The sequence below is a fragment of the Phytoactinopolyspora mesophila genome (genome assembly GCF_010122465.1).
Taxonomy (GTDB): domain Bacteria; phylum Actinomycetota; class Actinomycetes; order Jiangellales; family Jiangellaceae; genus Phytoactinopolyspora; species Phytoactinopolyspora mesophila.
In genome coordinates this window covers 657,014-673,195 of the sequence record NZ_WLZY01000001.1, presented here as the reverse complement: position 1 = coordinate 673,195, position 16,182 = coordinate 657,014, and the positions used below count along the sequence as shown (strand labels likewise).

Sequence of the window (16,182 nt, the reverse complement as noted above, 5' to 3'; positions counted from 1 at the left end):
AGCACATTGGTAGGTAGTAGAGCTGCCGCGATTCGGACGACGGCGATTCGGACGACGGTGAGAATACGAGGAGGCTGACGTGTACGCACACACAGGAGATCATCTGGTCGTCGAAGGGCCGAAGGTCGGTGTGGCGCGGCGGGACGGTGAGATTCTGGAGACGCACGGCCCCGACGGCGCGCCGCCATTCCTGGTGCGCTGGACCGACAGCGGCGCGGAGGCCCTGGTATACCCGGGCCCGGACGCTCGTGTCCAGCCGGCCGACAGCTACCCGGCGGAGTAGCAAACCCAATTTCACGGCAAATCCGACATACCGGCCACCCTCGGTGATAGCGGACTAACGCATATCCGGCTACGCTGCGGTTCATCGATAGCCGGGGGGGCTTTGGTATGCCAGGACGTCATGCGTCGGCGGCCCAACAGGGCACGCCGTTGGGCCGGATACTGACGATTACCGTGGTCATTTTGGCCGTGCTTGTTGCTGGGGCATTCGGCGCACGCGAACTCCTCAGCGCGCAGGCGAATTCATGTGACGCCGACGATGTCGTACAAGTGGCGGCCGCGCCCGCGATCGCCGCGACGATCGACAGGCTGGCCGCGGCGTATCAGGAGATAGACGACGAGCTCAGTGGATGCGACGAATTGAACGTCGTCAGCGTGCCGGGCTTTCAGGTGGCGCCCACGGTTGGAACTCCGGATGGACCCGATCTGTGGATTCCGGACAGCAGCCTGTGGGGTCATCGGATCGAGGATCCTTCGCAAGTAGAACAACTGGCCCACGTCGCGTCTTCGCCGTTGGTTGTGGTGGCTCCGCGTTCGGTCGCCAGCGAGCTGGGGTGGCCGGACGGAGACTACTCATGGCGCCAGATCATCGGTGACGATCGAGCGCGGATGATCGACCCGGGCACCACAACCGAAGGCTTCGCCGGCCTGCTGGCGGTACGTGAGAGCCTGAGCGCTGACCTGGAAGAAGTGCAGCTGGTCGGCGCGTTGGCGGGGGCGGCGCAGTCGGCGGTGCCGAGTGTGGGAGAGGCCTACGACGGCCTTTCCGCGGAGACACGCGCGACGGCCCTCTTCCCGGCCAGTGAGCAATCGGTAATCGAGTACAACCACACGTCGGAGGGCGACGGCGTGGTGGCGCTGTATCCGGTCGAGGGCACATTCGTCTTCGACTTCCCGGCCTTCGCGGTGCCGGGTGAGGACGCGTCGGTGCCAGACGTGGTGACGGGGTTCGTCGGCTATCTGAGCACGCCGGAGGCGGTTGAGCAGCTTCACGACGACGGTTTCCGCAGCGCGGACGGCGCCGCGGCGGCCACCGCCGGAGTCTACGACGGCACACAGCCGGCGATGCCGGAGCTCTTCGAGGAACCGGAGGCCGCGGCGCTGGCCGAGCTGTCGCAGCTGTGGGCTGCGCTCTCGCAGCAGATGCGGATGCTCACGGTGATCGATGTCTCCGGTTCGATGAACACCGAGACCTCCGGCGGCAGCACTCGGATCGAGCTCACCCGAGATGCCGCCGGCGCAGCCATCGAGCTCCTCGCCCCTACGAGTGAAGTGGGCCTATGGATCTTCTCCGTACTCCTCGACCCGCCGAACCATCACGAGGAGCTCTTTCCCGTTGCCCGGATGGACGAGGAAACTGGCGAGCAGACTCGTTTCGACGAGCTGGTGGCAACGCTCGGCGAACTCCCCGGCCTGGTCGGGGGTGGCACTGCCCTCTACGACACGACCCTCGCCGCTTTCCGGCACATGAACGAGACATACGCGCCCGAGAAGGTCAACTCCGTTGTGCTGATGACGGATGGAAAGGACGAAGACCACCCGGACAGCATTGGCATCGACGCTCTGCTGGCCGCGCTGGCGGAGGAATTCGATCCGGAGGCGCCGGTACCGATCATCACGATCGGCATCAGCCCGGAAGCGGACATGGCGTCCCTGGAGCGGATCTCCGAGGCCACGGGTACGACGGCCTACCTGGCAGAGAACCCCGAGGACATCGGCGAGGTCTTCATGCGGGCCATGCTGGAACGGCAGTGCCGCCCCAACTGCTGAGCCACAGTTCGCTCGAGCACTGGCGCTCCCTAGTGCGATGCCGAAGGTCGTGACCGGCTGAATCGGTCGAAGCTTGCCATGATGGCCGAGTGATCGTTTACGATCAATAGAGGTTTCGTCCTGTCCTCGGCCAGGGAGACGCATGAAGGTTTCGGCGCCTGTCGTGGTGGGTCTGGTGGTCGGGCTGTTCGCGTACGGCATGGCGAACAATGGCTCTGGCGACGAAACCATCTCGACGAGTGGCAACCCGGCCAGCAGCCCCTCGCCGGATGGCGACGGCAGCGCCGACACCGGCACGGGCCGATCGGGAGATGACGATGCCGGCAGCTCGGATTCCGGTTCGTCCGGCTCCGGCGGCGGCACAGCCGGCGACTACTTCCCCGACACCGGTGGCATCGCCATTCCGGACCTGCCACCCATTTCAGTCGACGCCGCGGTCACCCTGACCTTCGACGACGGCCCGCACGCCACGTACACGCCGCAGATCCTCGACATGCTGGCCGCGCACGACGCCCATGCGGTGTTCTGCGTCGTCGGCGAGAAAGTCCGTGAACGGCCCGATCTGGTGCGGCGAATCGTCGACGAAGGTCACGCACTGTGTAATCACACCTACTCACACGATCACGAACTGTCCACGCGTTCTGCCACCCGGATCAGCGAAGAGATCTCGGACACCGCTGAGGCCATCGACGATGCCGTGCCGGGTGCCGGCGCGAGGTTCTTCCGGCAACCCGGTACGCACGTCTCCCCTGAGGTCGCGCCCATCGTCGAAGAGCACGGACTCACCGCTCTGGACTGGACCGTTGATCCGAAAGATTGGGACCGGCCAGGAGCGGCGGGAATCGCCAAGCGTGTGATCGAAGGAGTCGAGCCTGGGGCTGTCGTGCTCCTCCACGACGGCGGGGGCGATCGATCCGAGACGGTGCGGGCGCTCGCCTACATCCTGGCCATCCTTGATGCGGTCGGCTACGACACCGTTGTGCCACCCACGTCGTGACGCGGATGGACCGAGCCCGTCCGAGCCGCGTCGTGCTGCCTCAGGTGCCGCCGGTCACGCTGATCACCTGCCCGGTGATGCCGGTGTTCGCGGCCGACCCCAGGTAGACGATAGGGCCAGCGACCTCGGGGGCGTCGAGCAACCGGCCGATAGCTGCCGTGGCGGCGAACTGAGCGCCGTAGGCCTCCGCCATCTCGACGTTGGTCTCCGTTCTGGTGAATCCCGGCATGACGACGTTGGACAGGATGTCACCGTCTCGTCCCAGGCTGAACGAGACCGAGCGGCTGAAACCGTGTAATGCGGCTTTGGCAGCGCCGTAGTACTCGCCGCCTGCCATGCCGTCCGTAGCGATGCTCGATGAGACATGCACCAGCCGCCCCCAACGCTGTTCACGCATCACTGGCGCGACGGCCCGGCTGAGACGGATCGCCCCCTCCGCGTTGGCGCGCAATGTCCCTAGCCAGTCGCTGTCCGGTGCGTCCTCGAACGGCTTTTCCGAGCCGGTACTCCCCCAGTCGACCGCGTTGTTGATCAAGACGTCGATCCGGCCGCTCCACTCGAGGGTCGCGGCCACCAGCGCCTGACTCGACTCGGGATCACCCAAGTCGAAATGGGCGACCAGCGCTTTGTCGCCGATCTCCTTGGCGACCTGTTCTGCCTGGTCGCGTGTGTTGCGAAAGGTCACGACCACGTTGGCGCCTTCGGCGGCGAAACCCTGGGCGATATGGCGGCCGATCCCCCCTGACGCGCCGGTGACGATGACCGTGCGGCCGGTCAAGCCAAGATCCATTTTTTCTCCTCGTGATGTCTGAAACGAAACGCCCCTGTGGCGAGCCCGGCGAATCGGGCGTGCAGCGGGCTGAACCCCACACTGCAGGTGTTCACGACTCTGAGGGAGACCGCGCCGAGGGTAGTCCCGAGAGGGCCACCCTCGGGCCCCGCGGTCAGGCAGACGTCCGGCTGGGCGAATGGGTATGGTCGGTGGTTGTGAGCGACAACGAACTCGGACTCTTCCTGCGCACTCGGCGCGAAGGCGTGTTGCCGTCCGATGTGGGCCTGCCCACCGGGCCGCGGCGGCGTACACCGGGCCTGCGCCGTTCCGAGCTCGCCACTTTGGCCGGAGTGAGCGTCGAGTACTTGACCCGCATCGAACAGGGCCGTGACCGGCATCCGTCCAGCCAGGTGCTCGGCGCGCTCGCCGACGCCCTGAGGCTGCCCAGCGAGGAGCGCTTTCACCTGCTGGTTCTCGCGAAATCCGCCAGTGGCGACGGACTCTGTGCGGGTAGTCAGCCGCCCGCGCAGGTGGTGCGCCCCACCGTGCGGGCGTTGCTTGATCTGCTCGAACCCACGCCAGCAGTGCTGCTCAACCGGCTCAACGATGTTCTGGCGTGGACAGCCGGGTATCGACGCTGTGTGGCTCCCCCGGACTTCCTGGACGGCGAGTCACCCAACCTGCTGCGCTACGTCTTCACCGACGCCCGCGCCCACGACGTCTATCCGGACTGGGACGACGTGGCTGACCAGCTGGTGGCCAATCTCCGGGCAGAACAGTCCGGCGACGACCCACACGCCAGCGAGCTCACCGACGAGCTGAGTGTCACCGCGGGCGCGCCGTTCACCGATCGGATGACGGCGCCTCCGGCATTACCCGAACGCAGCGGGGTGGATCGCCTCGTCCACCCCGACGCCGGGGAACTCCGGCTCGCCTACGAGACACTGGCGTTGCCCGATCCCGACAGCCAGCGACTCGTCGTCTATCTGCCCGCCGACGACGCCACCGCGGCGTCCATCGACGAGCTCACCGGGCGCCGTCCCGGTGCTCTGCGCGCGGTGGCGAGCTAACCGAGCTGACCGCGAACGCCGCCGCCCCTTCGGCCCAGGTACGAGATACGTCCGAATCGGCCGGCAGCCGCGCGTCGAGTTCGAGGATCACCAGTCCGTGCGCGAACGACCACAGGGCCTGGGCGCGATATGGGTCGCCCACGGCGAGGAAGAAGGGCGTGCCAGCCCACTCTTCCAGGCCGGGCGCAAGCCGTTCACGCGGCAACCGCCCGGCCGTGCCGAGCCGGTACATGTTCGGGTGAGCTCTCGCATGATCGCGGTATGCCGCGAGCAACGCCGAGATTCGCCGGATTGCCCCTCGGTCGGTGCCGTCCTCCTCGGCGGTTTCCAGCGCGTCGTACAGCGTGTCCCCCATCTCAGCCAGGCCGCGTTCGATGAGTGCTGCTTCGAGTGCCTGTTTGTCCGGCAAGTGTTTGTACAGCGACGGCGCCCGGATGCCGAGGCGCTGGGCGATTGTGCGCATGGTCAACGAGCCGGGACCCTGCTCTTCGAGAATCAGCCGCCCGACGTCAACGATCTGCGCCGCTCGCGGTGTCAACGGTGTCAGCGGCGGCCGAGCGGGCTTCAATGCGTGAGTCCCTCAGCCCGGGCTTTCAGTGCTTGATTCATCAACTCGAACTCGTTCCCGACGTCAAGCATTCCGCCTGCGAAGGGTACTAGCATCCCGGTAAAGGTCTCACCGTGGACCAGACGAGTGCCGTTGTCGCTGGTCGGCTCCAGCAGAAAGTAGTGTTCACCCTCAACCACGCCGGGCAGCACGAAACGGCCCAGCCAGCGAAGCTCTTGACCGGGGTCGGCGACGGTGACCTGCGGTTTGATCGTCATGGTTGAGCCGTCAGTCACCAGGGTATTGACCAGCGTCTCACCGACCTGGGCCTCCCCTGAGGCTTTCACCATGAAGGGATTCCATTCCTCGTATTCGCTGAAGCCGGTCAGGACGTGCCACACGTCCTCGACAGGTGCGTCAATCTCGATCTCCGTGTGAATCTCGGTGGGCGACACACGTGACCAGCCGTACAGCCCCGCGCCTAGCACGACAATCGAGCCGAGTGTGATCAAAAGGACCCGGTAGAGCATCTGTCCCCCAAGCAGAACGCCGGCAGCGCCGGCTAACGGTGTTAGCTACACTATAGCTAACACCGTTAGCCGACGCTAGGCCACGTCTCGAATCCGGTCTCAGGCGACGGGTTCGACGATCTCTTGTTCCTCGAACTGGGTGCGATACAACTCCTCGTACCGGCCGCCGTGAGCCATTAGCTCGGTGTGGGTGCCCTTCTCGACCACATGCCCGGCCTCGATCACCAGAATCTGGTCCGCGGTGCGCACCGTAGAGAGGCGGTGGGCGATGACCACCGCGGTCCGTCCGGCCAATGCCTCGCCCAGAGCAGCTTGGACCGCTGCCTCCGACGTCGAGTCGAGGTGGGCTGTCGCCTCGTCCAGGATGACTACGCGAGGCTGGGCCAGCAGCAGTCTGGCGATGGTGAGCCGTTGCCGCTCGCCGCCTGAAAGCCGGTAGCCCCGCTCCCCCACGATGGTGTCGAGCCCTGCTGGCAGGGAGGCGATCAACTGGTCGAGGCGGGCTCGCCGCAGGACGTCCCAGAGTTCCTCTTCGCTGGCATCAGCTCGAGCCAGCAGCAAGTTCGCCCTGATGGACTCGTGGAACAGGTGGCCGTCCTGGGTCACCATCCCGATGGTCTGCCGAAGGGAGTCGATCGACAGGTCGCGCACGTCGACGCCGGATAGCCGGACCGCGCCGTCGTCGACGTCGTAGAGCCTGGGAATCAGCTGCGCGATCGTGGACTTCCCGGCCCCGGACGAACCCACGAGCGCCACCATCTGCCCGGGTTCTGCCACGAACGACACGTCGTGAAGAATCTGCTCACCGCCTCGGACGTCGAGCTTCGCGACCTCCTCCAGCGACGCGAGCGATACCTTGTCCGCTGACGGGTATCCGAAGTCCACGTGGTCGAACTCCACCGTCACCGGACCATCCGGAACCGGCTGGGCAGTGGGTGACTCGTCGATCAGCGGCTTGAGGTCGAGCACTTCGAACACCCTGGAGAAGCTCACCAGAGCACTCATGACCTCGACCCGTGCGCTGGCTAGCGAGGTCAACGGCGCGTAGAGGCGGGTGAGCAGGAGCGAGAGCGCCACCACCGACCCGGCGTCGAGCTGCCCGCGCAGTGCGTAGAAACCACCGAGGCCGTAGACGAGAGCTAGTGCCAGCGCACCGACCAAAGTCAACGCGGTGATGAACACCCACTGCACCATCGCGGTGCGTACGCCGATGTCCCTGACCCGGCTGGCGCGGGCGGCGAATTCAGACAGTTCGTTGTCCGGGCGCGCGAACAGCTTGACCAGGGTGGCTCCAGCAGCGGAGAAGCGTTCGGTCATCTGCGTACTCATGTGCGAGTTATGGTTGGCGGCCTCACGTTCGAGCCTTGCCAGGCGGGTGCCCATACGCTGCGCGGGCAGGACGAAGACCGGCAGCAGGACAAGAGCCAGCAGGGTGATCTGCCAGGAGATGCTCATCATCACCACGAGTGCGAGGACCAGAGTGACGAAGTTGCTGACCACGCCGGAGAGGATGTCGCTGAAGGCCCGCTGCGCGCCGATCACGTCGTTGTTCAGCCTGCTGACCAGCGCTCCGGTCCGGGTCCGGGTGAAGAAGGCGATGGGCATCTTCTGCACGTGGCCGAACACGCTCGTTCGAAGATCGAGAATGATCCCTTCACCGATACGTGCCGAGAACCACCGCTCTACCAGGCCGAAGCCTGCTTCGGCTACCGCGATGACCGCGATCACGACGGCCAGTCCGGCAACCAGCCCGGTACTCTCACCGTTGATGATCGCTTCGACGACCCGGCCAGCCAGCACTGGTGTGGCGACGGCGAGCCCGGCCCCGATGGCACTCAGGAACAGGAATCCGATCAGTTCACGGCGATGTGGCTGGGCGAACCCGATGATGCGTTTGATGGTCGCCTTGGAGAACGGACGTTTGTCCTCCTGGGCGTGCATCGCGTTGTACACGGCGTTCCAGGCCGTGACTTCCATGCTCATATTGGGGCCTCCTAGCAGGTCAACCTGGGTGCAGCAGCGTTTGTTCCAGCAGTGCTCCGAGCGTAGGACCTAAAGTTTGCTTCAGGTCAACCCGCGCCACTCCCCCGGTGATCGGGGGAAGTTGGTGGGTGAAGTTGGTGGGGCGAGCCAGATGCCGGATGGCGGGATGGGGTGAGGCGCTAGAGGCCCAGGTATGCGTCGACGATCGGTTCGCCCCACACCACGGCGATCAGCGCGCCCAGCAGCATGGCCGGACCGAACGGGATGGACGTACGACGTCCGGCGCGGCCAGTGATCAGCAGCGCCAAGCTGATCATCGCGCCGACGGCGAATCCGGCGAACACCCCGAAGACCAGCACCGGCCAGCTGATCCAGCCGAGCAGCAGCCCGATGACGGCCGCCAGCTTGACGTCGCCGAGCCCCAGGTCAGATGGCCGGATCAGCACCAGTAAGAGGTAGAACGCGAGGACGGCGAAGGCGCCGGCCCAAGCGCGCCCGTACGGCCCCCACTCCCCCTCGACGGCCGCTACGACTCCGAGTACGAGACCGGCGATCCCCAGCGCCGGGAGGGTCAGCCAGTCCGGTAACCGGTGCTCGCGCACATCGATATACGCCATGGCCGTGCCGAACGCGCCTACCAGCAAGTAGGCGATCGTCGCGGCACCGAGGCCGGCATGTGACGTACCGATCAGGACCCATACCGTGGCGGTGGCCACCGCGAGGATCAGGGGCAGGGTGCGCATGGCGGCCAGCTGCCGGTACGGCGTCGGGGCCGGTTCACCGTCCGCTGGTTCCCGGTCCGGAATCCTGGCGATCAGCCGCGGCAATATACCGCCGACGACGCCGCCGAGGGCGGCCAGAAGAGGGATCACGTCCGCGTACGCAGGGACAATGCCCGCTGGGCGGCGTCACGGAGCACATCGACCGGTACGTCGTGACCGGTCATCAACCGCACCTGCCCGAGCGCCTGGTGCACAAGCAGATCCAGTCCGCCCAGAACGATTCCGCCGGCTTGCGCCCAGCGCGCGGCTAGGGGCGTCGGCCACGGCTCGTACAGCACGTCGAACAGCGCCCGTTCCCCGTTGACATTCGTCGTCAGAGCCTCCGCGAAGGGATCAAGAGCCCCGGCTGGAGCCGTGTTGACCGTCAGTTCCGACGTCGCGCATACGTCGGCGACCTCCCAGGGAACGTATCCGGCCGGGCGTCCCAGAGCCTCCGCGAGCTCCAGCGCCTCCTTGGCGCGCTGCGCCGAACGGGCATGTAGATGTGTGGTGCCCGCGTCGAGTGTGGCCAGTGCCGCCAGCACGCTGGCCGCCGTGGCGCCGCCGCCCCACACGCAAACAGTGCCCGGCTTGGCGTCAGGGGTGCCGATCCCGCGTTCGCCGAGCGCACCCATGAAGCCCGGCACGTCGGTGTTGTCGGCGAACAGCCTTCCGTCGTCGGCGCGAATCAGCGTATTGGCGGCACCCACCGTGCGAGCAAGGCCGGAAGCGTCGTCGGCGACGTCGAGCGCGACTCGCTTGAGCGGCATGGTGAGCGACAGACCCCGCCACGAGTGGTCGAGCCCGGCGACAAATCCGGCCAGATCCGGTTCATCGACCTCGTATGCCGTGTAGGTCCATTCGAGCTCGAGATAGCGATACGCGGCCTGGTGTATCACCGGTGACAGCGAGTGCGCGATCGGTGATCCCAGCACCGCGCAGTTGCGCACCCGCCCATCGGCAACGCCGTCAGCAGTCGTTCTCACGGCAGTACTCGCGTAGCTCCTGGACGTTGGCTTCGTGGCCGGATTCGGTGTCGGCAAATTTCGTCTCGCCCGACTCCAGATTGACGGTCACGAAGTAACAATACGCGTCGTCGGTTGGGTTCGCGGCCGCTTCCAACGCCGCCTCGCCCGGTGACGCGATCGGCCCCGGTGGCAGCCCGGAGTTCAGGTAGGTGTTGTACGGCGAGTCGATCTGGCGCATCTCCGACGAGGTGAACACGCTCGAATAGTCGTCCACGGCATAGTGCACGGTCGAGTCCATCTGCAGGAGATTGTTCGCCACGCCCGCGGCTGCGCATTCGCCGTCCAGCCGGTTGTAGATCACGTTCGCCACCCGCGCCATGTCGTCGTCGGCTCGGACCTCGCGCTGGATGATGCTGGCGACGGTGACGATCTCGCGCAGGCTCAGGTCCTGCTCATCGGCCCGGGTGGAAAGGTCGAGTGAGCGCTCTGCCTGCTCGAAGCGGTTGATCATCGCTTGCAACATGGTCTCGGGGGTGTCGTCGCGGCGTAGATCGTAGGTGGCCGGGAACAAGAAGCCTTCGGCGTCGTCCTCCGCGTAGTCCGGCAACTCAGCCTCGTCGAGCGCCTCTTGCAGTTCTTCCACCTCGAAGTCCGACTCGCGGGCGAGGCGTTCGAGGGTCTGGCTGATCCGGAACCCCTCCGGCACCGTCACCCGTTCCAAAACGCCACCACCTTCGACCAGCGACGTGACGGCGTCCTCAGCGCTCATCTGCTGGGCGAGTGTGTACGTGCCCGGCTGGATCGAGCCCCGCTCACGTTCGGCGGCCTGGATAAACGCTTCCTCGCTCGCTACCACGTCCGCTTCGACCAGCACCGAGCCCATCGCACGCAGCGACGACCCCTCCTCGATGGTCACGGTCACCTCACCGTGTCCCGGGCCGGAATAGTCCTCGGCGTCACCGAACCAGCCCGACATCGCGTTCATCACGGCGCTACCGCCGTAATAGATGCCGGCCAGAAGGCCGCCGATCACGGCAAGCGAAAGCAACACGGCGAAGAAAGAACCGACCCGGCGTTTCTTCCGCCGCTTTCGCCGTGCACGATGCCGCGAACGGGGTTGGCCGTCGGCGTCGGCCGACGCTCCCGTATGACTCATCAGGCTCCTGTCACAACCTCTCCCGGAGGCACACCATTGGTCCGTTCCATGTCGAGCGCGTCTTGCAAAATAATCATGGCAGCCGCTTGATCGATGCTCTTCCTCCCCCGGCGCGACGATGTTCCCTGTGCACGCATGTGCCGGGTCGCGACCGACGTCGTCATCCGCTCATCGACCAGCCGGACAGGACATGGTTCCACAAAACCTGCCAATTCGGTAGCAAACGCCCGCACCTCATCGGCCGCCAGACCCTCCTGGCCGCGTAGTGTCCGTGGAAATCCGACCACTACCTCCACCACTTCTCTCTCGGCTGCCAGCGCTGCCAGCCGCGCGAGGTCGCCGTGGCCACGTCGGACGGTCTCGACCGGTGTGGCCAGCACTCCGCCGGGATCCGACGCGGCCACCCCAATTCGTACCCGGCCGACGTCGACACCCAACCTGCGTCCGGGACGCATCGTCAGGAACTGCGGGTCACGGTCTCGCCGACGACATGCTCGACACGTGCGAGCGCCTCGGCGATCTTCGTGGCATCCGAGCCGCCGCCCTGCGCGACGTCGTCCTTTCCACCGCCACCCCCACCGAGCGTCTGAGCGGCGACCTTGACCAGTTCACCGGCCTTCAGACCCCAGCGGCGAGCTTCCTCGTTCGTCGCGATCACCACGACGGGACGGCCGTTGGCGCCTTCGGCCGACATCACCACGGTAGCGGGGCGTTCATTGCCGAGGCGGCCGCGGACGTCGAGAACCAGGGTCCGGAGTTCGTCAGCCGAGCTGCCGGCCGGCGCCTGGTGGCCCACGAAGCTGACGCCATAGACGTCCTTGGCCGCCGCGCTGAGCTCACCCGCCTTGGAGCCGAGTTCGCTCGCGCGTAGCTGGTTGAGCTTCTTCTCCGACTCGCGGACCTGGCTCACGAGCCGGGATACCCGCTCGGGCAGCTGTTCGGGCTGAACGTTGAGCAAGCTGGCGAGCTGGCTCACCAGGGTGCGCTCGCGGGCCAGATAACGGAAGCCCTCGATGCCCACGAAGGCCTCGACTCGCCGCGATCCGGCGCCGACGGAGCTCTCTCCAGTCAGTGTCACGAGTCCGATCTGCGCGGAACGGGCGACATGTGTGCCACCGCAAAGCTCACGTGACCATTCGCCGCCCATCTCCACGACGCGCACGTCCTCGTCGTACGTCTCACCGAACAGCGCTAGCGCGCCGATCTCCTTGGCCTTCTCCAGCGGCATGTACGTGGCAGAGACCGGAAGATCGCGGCGGATGCCGAGATTGGCGGCTTCTTCGACTTCGCTACGGGTCTCTTGCCCGAGAGCCTGTCCCCAGGCGAAGTCGAGACGCAGATACCCGGGTTTGTTGTAGGAACCGCTCTGCAGCGCCTGAGGGCCGAGCACCTCCCGCAGCGCGGCATGCACCACGTGCGTGCCGGAATGTGCCTGGCAGGCACCGATGCGCCATTCCGGATCGACCTTGGCCAGAACGTCGTGCCCGGCGCGCACCTCACCCTTGTTGACCCGGACCTTGTGCACGATCAGGCCCTTGATCGGGCGTTGCACGTCGAGCACTTTGAGCTCGAAACCGTCGCCGACGATGACTCCGTCGTCGCTGTCCTGGCCACCTGACTCGGCATAGAAGGGCGTCTGGTCGAGGACCACCTCGACGACGTCGCCTTCGGCCGCGGCCGGTAAGGCCCGGCCGTCAGCGACCAGACCACGCACCCGGCTGTCCGACTCGAGCTCCTGGTACCCGGTGAAGGGTGTGGGTCCGGGCTCGCGGAGCTCACGATAGGCGCTCATGTCCGCATGACCGGTCTTCTTGGCCCGGGCGTCGGCCTTGGCGCGTTCGCGCTGCTCGCTCATCAGCCGCCGGAACTCCGGCTCGTCGACGGAGAGGCCTTGTTCCGAGGCCATCTCCAGCGTCAGGTCGATGGGGAATCCGTAAGTGTCGTGCAGCTTGAACGCCGTCTGGCCGGCCAGTGCCGGCTGACCGCTCTGCTTGGTCTCGGCCGCGGCCAGGTCGAAGATCTGGGTTCCGGTCTGCAGCGTCTTTCGGAAGGTCTCTTCCTCGGCATAGGCGATGCGTGAGATCCGCTGGAAGTCGGAGTCGAGCTCCGGGTAGGCCGCCTTCATCGCATCACGGCTGACCGGCAACAGCTCCGGCAGTGCGTGGGTGTCGACGCCGAGCAGACGCATCGCGCGAACGCTGCGGCGCAGCAGGCGGCGCAGCACATAGCCACGCCCTTCGTTCGACGGCGTCACGCCGTCGCCGATGAGCATCAGCGAGCTGCGGATGTGATCGCCGACCACGCGCAGCCGGACGTCGTCGGTGTGATCAGCGCCGTAGCGCCGGCCGGAGAGCGCGGACGCGTGTTTGATCACCGGGAAGACCTGGTCGATCTCGTACATGTTCTGGACACCTTGCAGGAGGTAGGCGACGCGCTCCATGCCCATGCCGGTGTCGATGTTCTTGGATGGAAGGTCGCCGACGACGCGGAACTCCTCCTGGCTCTTGACGTCGGTGATCTCCTCCTGCATGAAGACCAGGTTCCAGATCTCCAGGAACCGGTCCTCGTCCACCACCGGGCCGCCGTCGGGGCCGTACTGCGGGCCTCGGTCGATGTAGATCTCGCTGCACGGGCCACCCGGGCCTGGCTGATGGGTGTGCCAGTAGTTGTCCTTGAGACCGCGGCGCTGAATGCGTTCTTCCGGCAGTTCGGCAATCTTGCGCCAGAGCGAGGCAGCTTCGTCGTCGTCGTGATAGACGGTGACCCAGATCTTGGCGGGGTCGAAACCGTAGCCGCCGTCGGCCTGGGAGCGCGTGATGAGATCCCAGGCGTAGGTGATGGCACCTTCCTTGAAGTAATCACCGAAGGAGAAGTTGCCGTTCATCTGGAAGAAGGTGCCGTGCCGGGTGGTCTTACCGACCTCTTCGATGTCGCCCGTGCGGATGCACTTCTGCACGCTGGTGGCCCGGGGCCACGGTGCCGCCTGCTGACCGGTCAGATACGGAATGAACGGGACCATGCCGGCGATGACGAACAGCACCGACGGATCAGGTGAAATCAGCGGCGCGCTCGGGACGACGGTATGACCGTTCCGGTCGAAGTGATCGAGGAAGCGGCGCCGGATCTCGGCGGTTTCCATGTTTAGAAAGTGCCTCTCCGCTGGTTGGAATACAGGAGGCTGTCGACGGCCTCCAAGTCGGGCTCTTCGTACGTGTCACTCCCATTGTCCGACACGCCGAGGGCATCGCGAAGTTCGCTCTCACGTTCGGCCATGCCGGCCTTGACGTCCTCGGTGAAATCGCGGATAGATTGCGACACCGAGTTCAGCGCCTTGGACACCTGGTCGGCCGCACCTTCGGGCGTCATGCTGTCGGCAGCCTTGGTCAGCTTGCGCACGATCAGCACCCCGGCCGTAGCTCCCAGCGCGATCCAGAAGACGCGTTTCATCTGCGTCCTCCTCTACCGCTCTTGCCTTCCTTGCGGGTGGCCATCGCGCGACGGACACCGTAGGTGAAAGCCGCCACCCGGACCATGGGCCCGCCGACGGTTGCCGCGAACAGCGATGACATGGCTGCCGCGTTGGTGGTCACTGTTTGCGCGTTGGCGGTGATGGCCTCGACCCGCTGTAGCTGAGCGTTGGTGGAGGCCAGCAGCGCGTTGGTCTCGTCGACCGTGACAGCGGTCTTGGCGACGTGTTCTCTGCGCAGGTCACGGACAGTGTTGGTGAGCTCGTCGACGGTCTTGCCGAACTTGATGACCGGCAAGGCCAGGATGGCGACGAGTGCGACGAATGCCACGGCCGCGAGGAGCCCGGCGATCTCGCCTACGGACATGGAGGTGCCGCCCTTCCGTGCGGATGGATGTTCGCGTGTTCAGAGCCCGACCCTACCGCGCCCGGCAATCGGATGCCGTCCGACTTCTCCGATCACCGGCCCGCGCCCGGGAGGACGTCGTCGGCAACTCTTGGCAACCGGTTGCCAAGCGGGTGTCTGATATGCCTCGATACTCTGTGCACGACGCGAACGTCTCTGCGGATGACGTTCGAGCCATCACCGCCAAGACCCCGGAGAGTTATGAAGATCACCCACGTGGACGTGCTCGTGACGAGCCCTGGCCGGAATTTCGTCACGCTCAAGATCACTACCGACGACGGCGTCGTCGGCTACGGCGACGCCACGCTCAACGGCCGGGAACTGGCCGTGGCGTCTTATCTCCGCGATCACGTGGCCGCCCTGCTGGTCGGACGCGATGCCCACCGCATCGAAGACACCTGGCAGTACCTTTACCGGGGCGCGTACTGGCGACGTGGCCCGGTCACCATGGCCGCGATCGCGGCCGTCGACACCGCGTTGTGGGACATCAAAGCCAAAGTCGCGGGCCTGCCGTTGTATCAGCTGCTGGGCGGCGCCAGCCGGACCGGTGCGCTCGCGTACGGTCATGCCAGCGGAAGCGATCTAGAGGCGTTGTTCGATTCCATCCGTGCCCATCTGGAACTCGGATACCGGGCCATCCGCATCCAAACCGGGGTGCCTGGACTCGACCAGGTCTACGGAGTCTCCGCGAGTACTCAGATCGGGGAGCGCTATGACTACGAGCCAGCCCAGCGGACGGCGCTGCCCAGCGAAGAGACGTGGGACACCCGGGCCTATATGCGTCATATTCCGGCCGTCTTCGAGGCTGTACGCAACGAATTCGGACCCGAGATCCCGTTGCTGCATGACGCCCACCATCGGATGACACCCATCCAAGCCGCCAAGGTGGCCAAGGCACTGGAGCCCTACGACCTTTTCTGGCTCGAGGACTGCACTCCCGCGGAGAACCAGGAAGCGCTGCGCCTGGTGCGCCAGCACAGCACTACGCCACTGGCCATCGGCGAGATCTTCAACTCCGCGTTCGACTATCAGACGCTCATCACTGAGCAGCTCATCGACTATGTTCGCTCCGCGGTGACGCACGCCGGCGGCGTGTCTCCGATGAAGAAGCTGTTCGACTTCGCCGCGCTTTATCAGATCAAGTCAGGCATTCACGGCCCCACCGACATCTCACCGGTCGGGATGGCCGCGGCGTTGCATCTCGACATCGCGATCCACAACTTCGGGGTCCAGGAGTACATGCGCCACTCCCCCGAGACACTCGAGGTGTTCCGTACCAGCTACCGGTTCAGTGACGGGCTGTTGCACCCGGGCGACGCTCCCGGCCTGGGCGTCGATTACGACGAGGCGCTCGCTGAGAAACACCCGTACGAGCCTGCCTATCTTCCCGTCAACCGGTTGCGTGACGGGACGGTCCACGACTGGTGAGTGCCATGCCGCGCCGCCGGGGGTGGCAGGGCGGCGCAGTCCCATC

The 16,182-nt window shown here is 65.8% G+C and carries 16 protein-coding genes; 5 read left to right on the top strand and 11 right to left on the bottom strand.

Features of this window, described 5'->3' with window-relative positions:
- The first annotated feature begins 79 nt into the window (after positions 1 to 79).
- The 3 genes from F7O44_RS03020 to F7O44_RS03010 all read left to right on the top strand — a co-directional run bounded on the left by F7O44_RS03020 (position 80) and on the right by F7O44_RS03010 (position 3,049).
- Positions 80 to 283 (top strand): DUF1918 domain-containing protein, encoded by a 204-nt coding sequence (locus tag F7O44_RS03020; RefSeq protein WP_162448680.1) that lies wholly within the window; start codon positions 80 to 82, stop codon positions 281 to 283.
- 188 nt (positions 284 to 471) lie between these two features.
- Positions 472 to 2,052 (top strand): substrate-binding domain-containing protein, encoded by a 1,581-nt coding sequence (locus F7O44_RS03015; protein WP_343073825.1) that lies wholly within the window; start codon positions 472 to 474, stop codon positions 2,050 to 2,052.
- 142 nt (positions 2,053 to 2,194) lie between these two features.
- Entirely contained in the window at positions 2,195 to 3,049 is an 855-nt protein-coding gene (locus F7O44_RS03010; RefSeq protein ID WP_162448678.1) for a polysaccharide deacetylase family protein, read from the top strand.
- A gap of 40 nt (positions 3,050 to 3,089) precedes the next feature.
- Here the strand turns inward: F7O44_RS03010 and F7O44_RS03005 are convergent, their stop codons facing one another.
- Positions 3,090 to 3,839, bottom strand: coding sequence for an SDR family NAD(P)-dependent oxidoreductase (locus F7O44_RS03005; protein WP_162448677.1), 750 nt, complete (start codon positions 3,837 to 3,839; stop codon positions 3,090 to 3,092).
- Positions 3,840 to 4,036: 197 nt separating this feature from the next.
- Here F7O44_RS03005 and F7O44_RS03000 point away from each other — a divergent pair, with 197 nt between their 5' ends.
- The gene (locus tag F7O44_RS03000) at positions 4,037 to 4,891 is read left to right on the top strand and encodes an MmyB family transcriptional regulator (protein WP_162448676.1); all 855 of its coding nucleotides are present in this window, start codon (positions 4,037 to 4,039) and stop codon (positions 4,889 to 4,891) included.
- Here the strand turns inward: F7O44_RS03000 and F7O44_RS02995 are convergent.
- From F7O44_RS02995 to F7O44_RS02950, 10 genes are all read right to left on the bottom strand, one after another.
- Positions 4,848 to 5,459 carry a TetR/AcrR family transcriptional regulator gene (locus tag F7O44_RS02995; protein ID WP_162448675.1) on the bottom strand — a complete coding sequence of 204 codons (612 nt, stop codon included), beginning with the start codon at positions 5,457 to 5,459 and terminating at the stop codon, positions 4,848 to 4,850. The genes F7O44_RS03000 and F7O44_RS02995 overlap by 44 nt on opposite strands.
- Positions 5,456 to 5,968 (bottom strand): SRPBCC domain-containing protein, encoded by a 513-nt coding sequence (locus tag F7O44_RS02990; protein WP_162448674.1) that lies wholly within the window; start codon positions 5,966 to 5,968, stop codon positions 5,456 to 5,458. Before F7O44_RS02990 ends, F7O44_RS02995 begins: the two co-directional genes overlap by 4 nt.
- A 99-nt stretch (positions 5,969 to 6,067) precedes the next feature.
- Complete coding sequence (locus F7O44_RS02985; protein ID WP_162448673.1) at positions 6,068 to 7,951, bottom strand: ABC transporter ATP-binding protein; 1,884 nt, start codon at positions 7,949 to 7,951, stop codon at positions 6,068 to 6,070.
- Positions 7,952 to 8,130: 179 nt separating this feature from the next.
- On the bottom strand, positions 8,131 to 8,823 hold the full coding sequence (locus F7O44_RS30000) for a prepilin peptidase (protein WP_162448672.1): 693 nt from the start codon (positions 8,821 to 8,823) through the stop codon (positions 8,131 to 8,133).
- Positions 8,820 to 9,698, bottom strand: coding sequence for a shikimate dehydrogenase (locus F7O44_RS02975; protein ID WP_222850989.1), 879 nt, complete (start codon positions 9,696 to 9,698; stop codon positions 8,820 to 8,822). The genes F7O44_RS30000 and F7O44_RS02975 overlap by 4 nt, the downstream gene beginning before the upstream one ends.
- Positions 9,682 to 10,836, bottom strand: a complete 1,155-nt coding sequence (mltG, locus tag F7O44_RS02970; RefSeq protein ID WP_162448671.1) for an endolytic transglycosylase MltG — start codon at positions 10,834 to 10,836, stop codon at positions 9,682 to 9,684. The genes F7O44_RS02975 and mltG overlap by 17 nt, the downstream gene beginning before the upstream one ends.
- Positions 10,836 to 11,291, bottom strand: a complete 456-nt coding sequence (ruvX, locus tag F7O44_RS02965) for a Holliday junction resolvase RuvX (RefSeq protein WP_162448670.1) — start codon at positions 11,289 to 11,291, stop codon at positions 10,836 to 10,838. Before ruvX ends, mltG begins: the two co-directional genes overlap by 1 nt.
- Positions 11,292 to 11,293: 2 nt before the next feature.
- Positions 11,294 to 13,975 (bottom strand): alanine--tRNA ligase, encoded by a 2,682-nt coding sequence (gene alaS, locus F7O44_RS02960; protein ID WP_162448669.1) that lies wholly within the window; start codon positions 13,973 to 13,975, stop codon positions 11,294 to 11,296.
- 2 nt (positions 13,976 to 13,977) lie between these two features.
- Positions 13,978 to 14,283, bottom strand: a complete 306-nt coding sequence (locus F7O44_RS02955) for a DUF6167 family protein (RefSeq protein ID WP_162448668.1) — start codon at positions 14,281 to 14,283, stop codon at positions 13,978 to 13,980.
- Complete coding sequence (locus tag F7O44_RS02950; RefSeq protein ID WP_162448667.1) at positions 14,280 to 14,669, bottom strand: DUF948 domain-containing protein; 390 nt, start codon at positions 14,667 to 14,669, stop codon at positions 14,280 to 14,282. Before F7O44_RS02950 ends, F7O44_RS02955 begins: the two co-directional genes overlap by 4 nt.
- Before the next feature lie 240 nt (positions 14,670 to 14,909).
- Here F7O44_RS02950 and manD point away from each other — a divergent pair, with 240 nt between their 5' ends.
- The gene (manD, locus tag F7O44_RS02945) at positions 14,910 to 16,136 is read left to right on the top strand and encodes a D-mannonate dehydratase ManD (RefSeq protein ID WP_162448666.1); all 1,227 of its coding nucleotides are present in this window, start codon (positions 14,910 to 14,912) and stop codon (positions 16,134 to 16,136) included.
- The last annotated feature ends 46 nt before the right edge of the window (positions 16,137 to 16,182 follow it).

Excerpts from the sequence above, each read along its gene's own strand:
- F7O44_RS02950 (WP_162448667.1), bottom strand. The coding sequence starts at position 14,669 with ATGTCCGTAGGCGAGATCGCCGGGCTCCTCGCGGCCGTGGCATTCGTC.
- alaS (WP_162448669.1), bottom strand. The coding sequence starts at position 13,975 with ATGGAAACCGCCGAGATCCGGCGCCGCTTCCTCGATCACTTCGACCGG.
- ruvX (WP_162448670.1), bottom strand. The coding sequence starts at position 11,291 with ATGCGTCCCGGACGCAGGTTGGGTGTCGACGTCGGCCGGGTACGAATT.
- manD (WP_162448666.1), top strand. The coding sequence starts at position 14,910 with ATGAAGATCACCCACGTGGACGTGCTCGTGACGAGCCCTGGCCGGAAT.
- F7O44_RS02985 (WP_162448673.1), bottom strand. The coding sequence starts at position 7,951 with ATGAGCATGGAAGTCACGGCCTGGAACGCCGTGTACAACGCGATGCAC.
- F7O44_RS03010 (WP_162448678.1), top strand. The coding sequence starts at position 2,195 with ATGAAGGTTTCGGCGCCTGTCGTGGTGGGTCTGGTGGTCGGGCTGTTC.
- F7O44_RS03005 (WP_162448677.1), bottom strand. The coding sequence starts at position 3,839 with ATGGATCTTGGCTTGACCGGCCGCACGGTCATCGTCACCGGCGCGTCA.
- F7O44_RS02955 (WP_162448668.1), bottom strand. The coding sequence starts at position 14,283 with ATGAAACGCGTCTTCTGGATCGCGCTGGGAGCTACGGCCGGGGTGCTG.
- mltG (WP_162448671.1), bottom strand. The coding sequence starts at position 10,836 with ATGAGTCATACGGGAGCGTCGGCCGACGCCGACGGCCAACCCCGTTCG.
- F7O44_RS02990 (WP_162448674.1), bottom strand. The coding sequence starts at position 5,968 with ATGCTCTACCGGGTCCTTTTGATCACACTCGGCTCGATTGTCGTGCTA.